This is a genomic window from Aeromonas sp. sif0611 (genome assembly GCF_019218845.1).
Taxonomy (GTDB): domain Bacteria; phylum Pseudomonadota; class Gammaproteobacteria; order Enterobacterales; family Aeromonadaceae; genus Aeromonas; species Aeromonas media.
In genome coordinates this window covers 587739-600621 of the sequence record NZ_JAHUWU010000001.1, presented here as the reverse complement: position 1 = coordinate 600621, position 12883 = coordinate 587739, and the positions used below count along the sequence as shown (strand labels likewise).

Below are 12883 nucleotides of genomic sequence, written 5' to 3'. Positions count from 1 at the left end.
GCTCTCACCACTGATATAAGGAATGAATGATATGGCTGGAGCCAGTTTATTGACCCTGCTCGACGATATTGCCAGCGTGCTCGATGATGTTGCCCTGATGACCAAGATGGCGGCCAAGAAGACCGCCGGTGTGCTGGGAGACGATCTCGCCCTCAATGCGGAACAGGTCTCCGGGGTGCGGGCCGAGCGGGAGCTGCCGGTGGTGTGGAAGGTGGCCAAGGGCTCGTTTCGCAACAAGCTGATCCTGGTGCCCGCCGCCATCGCCATCAGCGCCCTGATCCCCTGGCTCATCACCCCCTTGCTGATGCTGGGGGGCGCCTACCTCTGCTTCGAGGGGGCCGAGAAGCTGGCCCACAAGTTCCTGCCCCACGACAGCGGCGAGACGGCTTCGTCAGTAGAGGCGCTTCCGGACGATCTGGAGGCCTTCGAGCAGCAGAAGGTAAAGGGGGCCATTCGCACCGACTTCATACTCTCCGCCGAGATCATCGTCATCGCCCTCGGCACGGTGCAGGGATCCAGCCTGGGCCTGCAGATTGCCGTGGTGGCGGGCATCGCCCTGCTGATGACGGTGGGGGTCTACGGCCTGGTGGGGCTCATCGTCAAGCTCGACGACATCGGTCTGCACTTGCTGCAAAAACCGGATGCCGGCGCCTTGCGCCGGGCGGTGGGGCGGGGGCTCTTGGTAACGGCGCCCCGGCTGATGCACCTGCTGGCGCTGGTCGGCACCATCGCCATGTTCATGGTCGGTGGCGGCATCCTGGTCCACGGCTGGCCCTTTGCCCATCACCTTATCGAGGGGGTGGCCGCCAGCCTGGCACCCCTGACCGGGGGCGCCGTGCTGGCTGCGGTGACGCCGACCCTGCTGAGCGCCCTGGTGGGGGTGGTGGCCGGTCTGCTGCTGGTGCTGGCCATGACCCTGGTGGGCAAGCTGACCCCCGCGAAATAATAGCGGCGATCGCTCAGGCATCGCCTCCTGCCGACAGGGGACGTCGCAGGTCGGATCTGCTGTTTGCTGACCAGAATGGGGGCTAGGCAAGGGCCGGCCCCCTTCGTACTATTTGGCGACCACTGCCCGCAGAGGCAGGGCCCCCACATGGACGCAAACAGACAAGGACAGTTATGACCACCACCCTCTGGCAGGATGACCACATCTATGCCGCCCCCGATTGCCCGGCGATCGACGCCGACTTCCAACGCGCCGCCGAGGCCCTGACCGAGATCACTACCCTGCTGGCCGCCTTGCCAGAGACCCGGGACATCAATCCCTTGCGCCACCTGCTTCGGGCCATTCGCCGCCAGGCCATTTCCGTGAGGAGACAAGCCTGGAACTGCCAGACCTTCGCCTACAACCGGCTCAGCCGCAACGGCCGCGACGAGGCCGCCCGGGTGCTGCTCTCCCGTGGCCAGCAGTTGCAGGCGAGGCTGGCCCAGCTCGTCAAGCCGGTGGCCCTGTTCTGGCTGAATGCCCCCGAGGATCAGGTGCGGGCCCTGCTGCAGGATCCCGAGCTGTTCGAGCTGGCCTACCTCATTCGCCACGATCGCCGGTTGCAGGATCAGGCCCTCTCCCTCGAGAGTGAGCAATTGATCGAGGGGCTGGCGGTGGATGGTCTGCAAGCCTGGGGGGATCTCTACGACAGCCTAGTGGCCAGACTCAGACCCGTGGTGGAGGGGGAGCCCATGGGGCTGGCCCAGGCGGACAACCTGCTCTCCCATCCGGACAGGGCGCGGCGCGCCAGTGCCTGGCACGGCATTCAGGCCGCCTGGCAGGCGGAGCAGGAGACGGTGGCCGCCATCCTCAACGCCATCAACGGTTGGCGCCAGGAGCTGGCGGCCCAGCGTGGCAAGTCGCGCCGGCTCGATGCGCTGGATCTCTCCTGCCACCAGGGGCACCTGGAGCGCGCCACCCTGGAGACCCTGATGGCGCAGGCCAAAGCCCACAAGGAGCTGGGCAGGCGGGCCCTGCGGGCCATGGCCGGCGCCCAGGGGATAACGGACTTCGCCCCCTGGGATCTCTATGCCCCGCCGCCCGCCGCGGCGCAGGTAAGGCTTGGCTTCGGACAGGCACTGACGCTGGTGGCCGAGGCCTTCGCCGCCTTTGATCCCGAGATGGGGGCCTTCGCCCGCATGATGGCGGATCGGGGCTGGATCGATGCCGCACCGAGCGACAACAGGCGCAGCGGCGCCTATTGCACCGAGTATGCCGACCCCGCCGAGCCCCGGGTGTTCCTCACCTTCGAGGGCACCATGGACAACGTCATCACGCTGGCCCACGAGCTCGGGCACGCCTGGCACAGCTGGCTGCTGCGGGATCTCCCGCTGGAGCAGCGGGACTACCCCATGACGCTGGCCGAGACCGCCTCCCTGTTTGCCGAAACCCTGGTGCGCGACGCGCTGCTCGCGCGCTCGCAGACCCGCGAGCAGCGCCTGGACATCGCCTGGATGGACGGGGAGCGGGTCGTGAGCCTGCTGCTCGACATCCCCTCCCGCTTCCACTTCGAACGGGCGCTGGTGGCAGGTCGGACCGAGGGGTATCTGGGGGCGGGCCAGCTGAGGGCCATGATGAAATCCGCAAAGCAGCAGTGGTATGGTGACACCCTCAGCCAATATGACGAGCTGTTCTGGGCCAGTAAGAGCCACTTCTCCATTGCCGAGTTCGGGTTCTACAACTACCCCTATCTGTTTGGCTACCTGTTCAGCCTAGGGCTCTATGCCCAGAAGGCGCGGGTTGGCGCCGACTTCGTGCCAGCCTATCGGGCGCTGCTCGCCGACACCGGCCGCATGAGCGCCGAGAGCCTGGTGGAGAAGCACCTGGGGGTCGACATTCGGGAACCTGCGTTCTGGGAGGAGAGTCTGCGCTATGTCGAGGAGGCAGTCAGCCGCCTCGAGCGACTGGTGTAGTCGCGAACCTTCCTGGGTTCCGGGAGGAGAGTCTGCGTTATGTCGAGGAGGCGGTCAGCCGCCTCGAGTGGCTGGTGTAGCCGCCCGCATTTGATCCGGCTGGTGTCGCAGCCAGCCTTGGTATTTCTGTTCGTGGCCCTGGGGCCACCCCTGTTTCACGACGGGCCGGACCCGTCTCTGACAATGAGCGTTCGATGCAACAACGAGTCTACCCACAGCAGTGGCAAAATCAGCACATCTACCCCTCCCTCGACAGCTGCGTGCTGGAGGCGGACATGAGCCTGGCCCGCGCCAGCCTGGCGGAATTGAGCGGTTTTATCGAGGGATTGGTCGGGGTGCAGGGTAACCAGCCGGCCCGGCAGGACTTCCTGCGGGAGGTACGCCTGCGGGCCCGGCGTATCCGCGAAATAGGCTGGAACATCGCCGTGCTGGCCGCCTGCACGGGGAGCCAGGACGCCCGGGATCCCCTGGCCAAACAGTTGGCCTCCCGCGCCCGGGCCCTCAATGCGGACCTGTTCAAGACGCTGGCTCCCATCGAAGATCTGATGCTGGGGCTGCCCGAGGCCGAGTTCGAGCAGCTGATGCAGGACCCCCTGCTCGGGGAGGAGGAGTACCGGCTGCGCCACGAGCGCAGCCTGCAGGATCAGCGGTTGCCGGTGGAGGCGGAGCAGCTGGTCATCGGCCTTGGCACCGACGGGCTGCACGCCTGGGGCAACCTCTACAACGATCTGGTGGGCAAGATCCGCCTCGTTATCGATGGCCGTGAGATGGGGCTGGCCGAGGCGAGCAACCTGCTCTCCAGCCCGGTTCGGGCCCTGCGCAAAGAGGCCTTCGACGCCATCAGCGCCGGCTGGGAAGGGGAGCAGGAGACGGTCGCCGCCATCCTCAACGCCCTCAACGGCTGGCGCCTGGAGCTCTCGCGCCAGCGTGGCAAGGTGCGGCCCCTGGATGCCCTGGATCTCTCCTGCCATCAGAGCCACATCGAGCGGGTGACCCTGGATACCCTGATGCAGGAGACCTGGCAGGCGCGCCATCTGGGTCAGCGGGCTCTGGGGTTGATGGCCCGGGGGCTCGGCATCGAGGAGCTGGGGCCTGAGGATCTGTTCGCGCCGCCCCCGGCGAGCAGCCACCGCAGCATCCCGTTCGAGGAGGCGATCGAGATCATCGCCCTGGCCTTCACCGGTTTCGATCCCGAGATGGGGGAATTTGCCCGCATGATGGCCGAGCGCGGCTGGATTGATGCGGCTCCCACCCCGAACCGGCGCACCGGGGCCTACTGCACCAAGTTTGCCGATCCGGTGGAGCCGCGCGTCTTCATCACCTATGCCGGCACCATGGACAACGTTATCACGCTCGCCCACGAGCTGGGGCACGCCTGGCACAACTGGCTCATCCGGGATTTGCCCATGAGCCAGCGCAGCTACCCCATGACGCTCGCCGAGACCGCCTCCATCTTCGCCGAGACGCTAGTGCGCAGCGCCCTGTTCGAGCAGGCCCGAAGCGCCGAGGAGCGCCAGGCCATCGCTTGGGCGGAAGCCGACGGCGCCGCCACCTTCCTGGTCAACATCCCGGCACGCTTCGCGTTCGAGCAGGCCCTGGTGGCCGAGCGCGAGCAGGGTTATGTCTCCTCGGCCCGGCTCAAGGTGCTCACCGACGAGGCGTGGGGGCGCTGGTATGAAGAGAGCCTTGGCCGCTATCACCCCATGTTCTGGGCCGCCAAGGCGCACTTCTCCATCGCGGGCTTCGGTTTTTACAACTACCCCTACCTGTTTGGTTACCTGTTCAGCCTCGGCGTCTATCAGCAACTGATAAGCCGTCAGGCCGCGGGTGAGCAGGATGTGGCACAGGCCTATCGCACCCTGTTGCGGGACACCGGCCGCATGAGCGCCGAGGAGCTGGTGGTGAAACACCTGGGGCAGGATATTCGCGAGGCGGCCTTCTGGCAGGGCAGCCTGGCCCTGGTGGCGGCGGCGGTGGATCGCTTCGAGCAGACCCTGAGCTGAGGCCGGGCGCAGGCAGGGGCAGCGCGCCTGCCCTCGTCAGGGGCCTGGCACCCCTTTTCCCCTGCCTGGCGCGCCCAAACGGGGTGGGGAAACGATTTTCCGGCGGCAGGGGGCGTGATCCAAAGCAAGAAAGTGCGATGTTTTGGTGGCGCCTCGGCGGTTCGCTGGGGTAGTTTCGATAGAACCGACACAGTTTTTGAGGTCTTATCCATGATCATCTATCTGCATGGCTTCGATGCCACCAGCCCCGGCAATCATGAGAAAGTGCTGCAGTTGCAGTTTATCGATGATGATGTGCGCTTCGTTCACTACAGCACGGTTCACCCGCGCCACGACATGAGCCACCTGCTCAAGGAGGTGAAGAAGCAGCTCGACATGAGCACAGACCCCAAGCCGCTCATCTGCGGGGTAGGGCTCGGCGGCTACTGGAGCGAGCGGATCGGTTTTCTGTGCGGTATCAAACAGGTGGTCTTCAACCCCAACCTGCACCCGGAAGAGAACATGCAGGGCAAGATCGACAGGCCGGAAGAGTACGAGGACATCGGCACCAAGTGTGTAACCGAATTTCGTAATAAAAATTCAGGAAACTGCCTGTGCATCCTTTCCGTTCAGGATGAAATCCGCGATAATCGGGACACTGAACGTGAATTGAAGAACTATTACGACATCGTATGGGATGAGCGCGAGACCCATAAGTTCAAGAACATCTCGCACCATCTGCAACGGATGAAGGCCTTCAAAGAAGCCTGAGCCATCACGTCAACCGATTTCGTTTTAGGGAGCCAATGGCTCCCTTTCGTTTTGAGGAACCAAGGAAAATCATCATGATGAATATTGTCGTTGTAGGCGGTGGCGCCGGCGGTCTCGAGCTCGCGACCAGCCTGGGCCGCAAGCTGGGCAAGAAGAACAAGGCCAGGATCACCCTGGTGGATCGCAACCGCACCCACCTGTGGAAGCCCCTGCTGCACGAAGTGGCCACCGGCTCCATGGATGCGGGCATCGACGCCCTGAGCTACCAGTCCCACGCCAAGAACCACGGCTTCGAATTCCAGCTCGGCAGCCTGACCGACATCAAGCGCGACGAGAAACGCATCGTACTGGCGCCCATCCACGACGACAGCGGCGCCCTGGTGGTCAACGAGCGGGAACTGGCTTACGACGTGCTGGTGATGGCGATTGGTTCTGTCTCCAACGACTTCAACACCAAGGGCATCAAGGATCACTGCATCTTCCTGGACAGCCCCTCCCAGGCGCACCGCTTCTACAACAGCATGATGAACCGCTTCCTGCAGTTCGCCACCGAATACCAGCCCGGTGACAAGGTGAAGATCGCCATCGTCGGTGGCGGCGCCACCGGCGTCGAACTCTCCGCCGAGCTCTACAACGCGGTGGAGCAGCTCTACGCCTACGGCTTCAAGAACCTCACCACCGACAGCCTCAAGGTGACACTGGTGGAGGCAGGCCCCCGCATCCTGCCGGCCCTGCCGGAGCGCATCAGCGGCTCCGCCCACCAGGAGCTGGTGAAGCTGGGTGTGGACGTGCGCACCGCCACCATGATCACCGAAGCCACTGCCGAGGGTCTGCACACCAAGGATGGGGAGCTGATTGAAGCAGACCTCATGGTGTGGGCCGCGGGCATCAAGGCGCCGGACTTCATGAAGGAGATAGCGGGCCTCGAGACCAACCGCATCAACCAGCTGGTGGTGAAAGAGACCCTGCAGACCACCCGTGACGAGAACATCTTCGTCATCGGCGACTGCGCCGCCTGCCCGCAGCCGGATGGCAAGTTTGTGCCGCCCCGCGCCCAGTCCGCCCACCAGATGGCGACCCAGGCATTCAAGAACATCCTGGCCAAGATGAACGGCGGCGAGATGAAGCCCTACCTCTACCATGACCACGGCTCGCTCGTTTCCTTGAGTCGCTTCTCCACCGTGGGCAGCCTGATGGGCAACCTGATGCGCGGCTCCATGATGGTGGAAGGCTACATCGCCCGCATCGTCTACATCTCCCTCTACCGGATGCACCAGGTGGCCCTGCACGGCTACATCAAGACCGGCCTCATCATGCTGGTGGGCCGCATCAACCGGGTGCTGCGCCCGAGCATGAAGCTGCACTGAGCCCTGAGTGGCAAGGTGCGATGGCAAACAAAAGGAGAGGCTCGCCTCTCCTTTTTTATGACCGTCTTTGAGGGCTGCGATCCGGCAGGTGCCGCCGGGTCGCAGCCAGCGCCTGTCCGCCCATCCCCTGTGGCCGGTTATTCGCGGTAGGGGGATGTTGCCTGCCGCAGGTTTGGGGTAGTCTGGAGCCCATTTTAACCCCAAGGAGCGCAAGATGATCCTCTCAACCACCCCCACCCTGGAAGGCAAGACCATTCGTGAATACCGCGGCATCGTCGTGGGGGAAGCCATCCTCGGCGCCAACATCTTCAAAGACCTGTTCGCCGGTATTCGCGACATCATCGGCGGCCGCTCCGGCGCCTATGAAAAAGAGCTGGCCCGGGCCCGGGAGATCGCCTTCGAGGAGCTCAGGGAGCGTGCCGCCACCTTGGGTGCCAACGCCGTGGTCGGCATCGACATCGACTACGAGGTGGTGGGGCAGAACGGCAGCATGCTGATGGTCAGCATCAGCGGCACCGCCGTGGTGGTGTGAGGCCGCTTTCATCCCCTTGCAAGCCAGCACCCCGAGCCGATCCTGAGATCGGCTTTTTTGTGGGCGTGTTCCACTGGTCTGGCGAGCGAGAAATGGATTAGGATGAGACCTCTTCTCCGCGTTATTCCGGCGAACCATCCTTGGCAGCAGAGATTTGTCCATGACTTTACTCAAACCGCCGGGGCTCAGGCCCGGCGACACCATCGGCTTTTTCTCCCCCTCCAGCGCGGCCACCGCCTGGGCACCAAACCGCTTCGCTCGCGCCAAGGCTTATCTGGCGGCGCAGGGCTTCGAACTCAAGGCGGGCAGCCTGACCGGGGAGCGGGATCATTGGCGCTCCGGCTCCATCGCGGCGCGGGCCGAAGAGCTCAATGCCCTCATCCGGGATCCAGAGGTGCGCGCAATCATGTCGGTGATTGGCGGCAGCAACTCCAACTCCCTGCTGCCCTATCTCGATTATGAGGCGCTGAAGCGGGATCCCAAGATCATCATCGGCTACTCCGACGTGACGGCCCTGCTGCTTGGCATCCACGCCAGGACCGGGTTGGTCACCTTTTACGGGCCGGCGCTGGTGGCCTCGTTCGGCGAGCTCTCGCCGCTGGTGGACGAAACTTTGGCCGGGTTCAACCAGATTTGCCAGGCAGGTGGCGCCGCCGTGCCCCACACGGTGCCGACTCCGACGCAATGGACCGACGAGCGGCTTGATTGGGAAAACCAGACCCGGGCCAAGCAGTGCCTGCCAAACCGGCTGATCTCGGTGGGGACCGGTCGGGTGCGAGGCCGACTGATCGGCGGCAACCTCAATACCCTGGCAGGGATCTGGGGCTCACCCTATATGCCGCCCATAGCGCGGGGGGACATTCTGCTGCTGGAAGACAGCCTCCTGTCGGCGGAGACGGTGGAGCGCTCTTTTGCCCACCTCAAGCTGTGCGGGGTGTTCGATCGCATCGGCGGACTGGTGCTCGGCAAGCACGAGCTGTTCGACAGCCAGGGCAGCGGCCGGCGGCCGCTCGATATCCTGCTGGAAGTGGTGGGGGAGCCGACCTTCCCCATTCTGGCGGAGTTCGACTGTGCTCACACCCACCCCATGCTGACGGTGCCGCTCGGCATCGAGGCCGAACTGGATCTCGACGCCCAGACCCTTACCCTGTGCGAGCCCTGGCTCTGCTAGCCGCAAGAGAAATGCAAAGAGGCCGCAGTTGCGGCCTCTTTGCTGTCTGCTCGCAGGATCAGGGCAGGGCATCGGCCCGGAAGTGTTGCAAGGATCTGCGGCCCTCGTCTCTTAAAGGTTTATTGACCTCAGGGTAATGCGTCGGCCCGGAAGGTGTTGCAAGGATCTGCGGCCCCCGTCTCTTAAATGTTTATTGACCTCAGGGCAATGCGTCGGCCCGGAAGGTGTTGCAAGGATCTGCGGCCCCCGTCTCTTAAATGTTTATTGATCTCAGGGTAATGCGTCGGCTCGGAAGCTGTTGCAAGGATCTGCGGCCCCCGTCTCTTAAATGTTTATTGACCTCAGGGCAATGCGTCGGCCCGGAAGGTGTTGCAAGGATCTGCGGCCCCCGTCTCTTAAATGTTTATTGACCTCAAGGTAATGCGTCGGCCCGGAAGGTGTTGCAAGGAGCTGCGGCCCCCGTCTCTTAAATGCTTATTGACCTCAGGGTAATGCGTCGGCTCGGAAGCTGGCGCGGATCTGCGGCACCAGAGGCGAGGGGTCGAAGCCCTTCTCCTCCCCGAGCACCGGGTGGAGCAGGGGCTTGTCCTCTATGGGGGCGAGATCCCCCGCCAGCAGCGCTCGGGTGGCCTGGCCCATCTGGTAGAGCTGGCGCACCGGGGCGAACTGGGTCGCCAGGTTGAGGGGGTCATCGGCGCGGGTGAAAGCCATCATGGGGATCTTGTAGGCCGCATCCCGGGGCGGCTTGGCGCCGTGGATACCCTTGCCTGCGGACATCAGGAAGGGCTGGTGATCACCAAAGGCCACCACCAGATAGCGCTTGCCGGACTGGTCCAGGGTCTTGAGCAACCGCTCCAGCGACGTCATGGCGTCCACCACCCCGGTGTAGTAGGTGTTGAGCAGCTGGCGCTCTGCCGGGCTCTGATCCGGGCAGGCCTTGTCGATCTGCTGGGCCCGGTAGCGATCCCCGTCGAAGGGGCCGTGCCCCTGCATGGTGACCGCGTAGGCGAACAGCGGCTTGTCATCCTGCTCGCTGCGTTTGATCAGGTGGTCGATGAGGGCATCGTCCGAGATGTAGAGCCCCTTGTGTTCCAGGGTGGTGAAGCGGGTGTCGAACCAGCGCTCCTCATAGCCGAGCGCCGGAATCGCCTTGGCGCGGCCCCAGAACTTCTCCACATAGGGGTGGGCGAACAGGGTCTGGTAGCCGCTTTGCTTCGCGCTCCGGGCAAGCCCGGGCACCTGGGCCGAGAGGTAGTAGTAGGGCACCACCCCCTGCTTGAGCAGACCCGCCGGCAGGCCGGTATTCATCTCGAACTCCGCCAGCACCGTCATGCCGCCCGTGGTGGGGGAGTGGATGGTCTTGTGCCACTGCGCCACCCCGGCGGGCAGACTCAGGGTGGGGGCGGGGGCGCAGATCTTGCCCTGCCAGTCGAGCCAGAGCGATTCGTATTGCAGCACGATCACCAGATCGAAGCGGGGCGGCTGGCCCCGGGCTGGCTGGCTCAGTTCGGGGGTGCGCTCGTTGATCTGCAGGGGGTAGCGAAAGACGTTGCCGCTTTGCAGCATCTCGTCCACCAGGTTGAACAGATAGAGGCCGGGGCCGGCGCGGATGATGTCCCTGTGGTAGTTCACCGCCCTGTCCACGTAGCGGATGTTGGCCCCGAGCAGCTTGTTGCCGGTCTGGGTGGCGAACACGCAGAGCGCGAAGAAGGCGGCGGTGGCGGCGGCTGTGCGCAGGATCCAGCGCGACAGGGCAAAGCGCCAGCACAGGAACAACAGCCCCAGCACGGCCAGCACCGGCAGCACGGGGTGCTGATCGAGCAGGATGTGCAGCAGGGCCAGCAGGTTGCCGAGATCGTCCCCCCCGAGCGGCACCCCGTAGATGGCGATCTTCATGAAGTTGGCGAGCAGGCCGATGCCGGAGAGCGCCGTGAACACCAGCCCCATATAGAGGTTGAACCCCGCCAGGGCACAGAGGCTCCAGCCCAGCACCATGCTGCCCCAGGCGAGGTAATAGTGCTCGGGCCGAAAGCCCGACCAGAACAAAAACTCTCCCAGCTTGAACACCACGAAGCCGTGCAGCAACACGAAGGTGAGGTTGCCAAGCAGCAGGCTGCCGACGATCCGCGAGCGGTAGCTTCGGCGCAGCCGCGGCAGCATCGCCCTGAGCACGGCGGCGCTCATCAGCAGCACCAGCAGCAGGCTGATCATCAGGTAGCTCAGGTTGAAGCCGCGCTCCGGCAGGGTCTGCAGTATCTGGCTGTATTCGGCGCTCTCGGGCCTGTCTGCCAGCAGCAGGCCGATCCGCAGTTGATAGCGGCTGTCCAGGGCGTCATCCGGTGCCCGCAGGGCGCTGTTGAGATCCAGGGTGCAGCGCTCCTGGCGACACTTCTGGCGCTTCTCCACCGCCTGGCTCAACTGATCGATGCGAATGCCCTTGTCGTTGAGCAGCTCCACCCGCACCTTGTCCCCCTCCTGCAGCGGTTTGAGCAGTTGCCACTGGCTGCGCACCACCAGATAGAGGCCGCGACTGTCGCTCTTGTAGAGCAGACTGTGGCGGCTGAGGGTGGCGATGGGCTGATCGGCGGGCCCCAGGATCAACGGTTGTGCCCGCCCGAGCCAGCCGGCGGGATTGAGCAGCGGCAGGGCGAGGGTCAGCAACAGCAGGGCTATCAGCAGACCGAACAGCCACCCGGCCAGAGACTGGGAAAGGGAGGGGCTGTGACCACAGACGGGGGCATTCATAGGGGCTCATCCTTGGAGCGGGCAGGGCAGCGATGGCTGCATCTATTTTGACCCGATGGTGAGGGGCTTGTTCCTTGATGTCAATTTAATGACAACGGGATGAATCTTGGGTGACGACCCGGGCGTGCGAATTGTGATCCCGATCCGGGAGGGGCATTCATTCTGTGATGAAAGCGTCATCATGGGGCTTTGCCGCTGGTCTGGGAGGGGGGCGCTGTTTAGTCTCTCAGTAACGGTTGGAGGTACATGTATGAATCCCAAGGTTGCGGCACGTCAGGCAAGATTGCTCCAGATGCTGGAGAACAACGACGAGATCCGGATCGGGCGTGAGCGAGACTGTCCCTTGCCCCTGACCCAGTTGACCAGGCTGACCGAGGATCACCCGGCCGTCGTCAGGGTCTATGGTCACGGGCTCACCGCCGAGGTGTTCCACCTCAAGGTGGAGGGCCATCACTGGTGCCTGAAGCGCTGCCGACCAGATTCCCTGGTGGCCAACGCCGACGGCAAGACAGCCTTTCTCACCGAGCTGGAGCGGCGCCGGGAAATCGAGAGCCTGCGGGAATTGCACCCCACCATACTCTCCAACGTGGTCTGCACCAGCTTCGGCTCGGCCCGCGCCGGGGTGCTGGTCTCCCCCTGGTTGAGGGGAGAGCCGGTGCGCAAGCTCAATGAGCGCAACCTGGCGCAGATGCTGGCGGTGGAGGCCGAGCTGGCGCGCTGGGGCTGGTTTGACTGGGATCCGAGCCCGGGCAACCTGCTTGACGACGGCCAACAGATCTCGGTGTTCGACTTTGGCTACATGTGGCCCTTCGATCCCCTCCACGAGTTCAACTCCAATGGTCTGAGCGACCCTGAATTTCATGTGCCGGAGCGGCTGGAGACCCGCACCCTGTCAGGGCTCTGGCTGGATGATGCCGATCCCTTGCCGCTGTTTCGCCACTGGCGGGGGCTCTGTCTCGCCTGGGCGAAGGGGGAGTTACAGTACCTTAGCCGGGAGGGGGCCAGTGCCCCCGTGCTGGCCCGCATGCAGGGGCTGGTGGGAGAGTGGAGTGCGGCGCTGGCAAGCGACGAGGCGCTCGCAGCCAACTGGTGGCGCGACATGTATCGCAGCCATCGGCTCGACATCCAGGACGATCTCAGCGGCAAGAGTTGCGGCCCCATGACCCTGCGTCGCCTCGACTGGCTGGAGCAGGCGGTGCGGGATCACTTCCCGGCGCTGGCCGAGAACCTGGGGCCGGACGAGGCAGGGCTCAGCCAGACTGCGCTGTTGCAACGGCTGGGGGCGCTGCGTGAGCAGATCCGGGCCAACCTGCTGCCAACCCCGGCAAGCCAGCCCATGGGCTGACATGACGGCTGACTCAATGACAAGAGGGGCGCATCGGCGCCCCTCTTCGTTGATATCGATGCTGGCGTTATG

At 64.3% G+C, this 12883-nt stretch carries 9 protein-coding genes; 8 read left to right on the top strand and 1 reads right to left on the bottom strand.

What is annotated here, in order from left to right; genetic code table 11:
- The first annotated feature begins 31 nt into the window (after positions 1-31).
- The 7 genes from KW824_RS02600 (at position 32) to KW824_RS02570 (ending at position 8721) form a co-directional block, all read left to right on the top strand.
- Positions 32-946 carry a DUF808 domain-containing protein gene (locus tag KW824_RS02600; protein ID WP_218408820.1) on the top strand — a complete coding sequence of 305 codons (915 nt, stop codon included), beginning with the start codon at positions 32-34 and terminating at the stop codon, positions 944-946.
- Positions 947-1119: 173 nt separating this feature from the next.
- Positions 1120-2898: a M3 family oligoendopeptidase gene (locus KW824_RS02595; protein WP_218408819.1), complete on the top strand. Its 1779-nt coding sequence runs from the start codon at positions 1120-1122 to the stop codon at positions 2896-2898.
- A 194-nt stretch (positions 2899-3092) separates the two neighbouring features.
- On the top strand, positions 3093-4901 hold the full coding sequence (locus KW824_RS02590) for a M3 family oligoendopeptidase (RefSeq protein WP_218408818.1): 1809 nt from the start codon (positions 3093-3095) through the stop codon (positions 4899-4901).
- A gap of 210 nt (positions 4902-5111) precedes the next feature.
- Positions 5112-5651 carry an alpha/beta hydrolase YcfP gene (gene ycfP / locus KW824_RS02585; protein WP_005331594.1) on the top strand — a complete coding sequence of 180 codons (540 nt, stop codon included), beginning with the start codon at positions 5112-5114 and terminating at the stop codon, positions 5649-5651.
- 74 nt (positions 5652-5725) lie between these two features.
- Positions 5726-7018: an NAD(P)/FAD-dependent oxidoreductase gene (locus tag KW824_RS02580; protein ID WP_042649149.1), complete on the top strand. Its 1293-nt coding sequence runs from the start codon at positions 5726-5728 to the stop codon at positions 7016-7018.
- Between the two features lie 214 nt (positions 7019-7232).
- Positions 7233-7550, top strand: a complete 318-nt coding sequence (locus KW824_RS02575; RefSeq protein ID WP_218408817.1) for a heavy metal-binding domain-containing protein — start codon at positions 7233-7235, stop codon at positions 7548-7550.
- A 160-nt stretch (positions 7551-7710) separates the two neighbouring features.
- The gene (locus KW824_RS02570; RefSeq protein ID WP_218408816.1) at positions 7711-8721 is read left to right on the top strand and encodes a S66 peptidase family protein; all 1011 of its coding nucleotides are present in this window, start codon (positions 7711-7713) and stop codon (positions 8719-8721) included.
- A gap of 483 nt (positions 8722-9204) precedes the next feature.
- On the opposite strand, the gene KW824_RS02565 is transcribed toward KW824_RS02570, so the two are convergent.
- Positions 9205-11466 carry an LTA synthase family protein gene (locus tag KW824_RS02565; RefSeq protein WP_218408815.1) on the bottom strand — a complete coding sequence of 754 codons (2262 nt, stop codon included), beginning with the start codon at positions 11464-11466 and terminating at the stop codon, positions 9205-9207.
- Between the two features lie 250 nt (positions 11467-11716).
- Here KW824_RS02565 and KW824_RS02560 point away from each other — a divergent pair, with 250 nt between their 5' ends.
- Entirely contained in the window at positions 11717-12811 is a 1095-nt protein-coding gene (locus tag KW824_RS02560; RefSeq protein ID WP_218408814.1) for a hypothetical protein, read from the top strand.
- The last annotated feature ends 72 nt before the right edge of the window (positions 12812-12883 follow it).

Coding starts and splice junctions, on each gene's coding strand:
- KW824_RS02600 (WP_218408820.1), top strand. CDS start 32: ATGGCTGGAGCCAGTTTATTGACCCTGCTCGACGATATTGCCAGCGTG.
- KW824_RS02595 (WP_218408819.1), top strand. CDS start 1,120: ATGACCACCACCCTCTGGCAGGATGACCACATCTATGCCGCCCCCGAT.
- KW824_RS02590 (WP_218408818.1), top strand. CDS start 3,093: ATGCAACAACGAGTCTACCCACAGCAGTGGCAAAATCAGCACATCTAC.
- ycfP (WP_005331594.1), top strand. CDS start 5,112: ATGATCATCTATCTGCATGGCTTCGATGCCACCAGCCCCGGCAATCAT.
- KW824_RS02580 (WP_042649149.1), top strand. CDS start 5,726: ATGATGAATATTGTCGTTGTAGGCGGTGGCGCCGGCGGTCTCGAGCTC.
- KW824_RS02575 (WP_218408817.1), top strand. CDS start 7,233: ATGATCCTCTCAACCACCCCCACCCTGGAAGGCAAGACCATTCGTGAA.
- KW824_RS02570 (WP_218408816.1), top strand. CDS start 7,711: ATGACTTTACTCAAACCGCCGGGGCTCAGGCCCGGCGACACCATCGGC.
- KW824_RS02565 (WP_218408815.1), bottom strand. CDS start 11,466: ATGAATGCCCCCGTCTGTGGTCACAGCCCCTCCCTTTCCCAGTCTCTG.
- KW824_RS02560 (WP_218408814.1), top strand. CDS start 11,717: ATGAATCCCAAGGTTGCGGCACGTCAGGCAAGATTGCTCCAGATGCTG.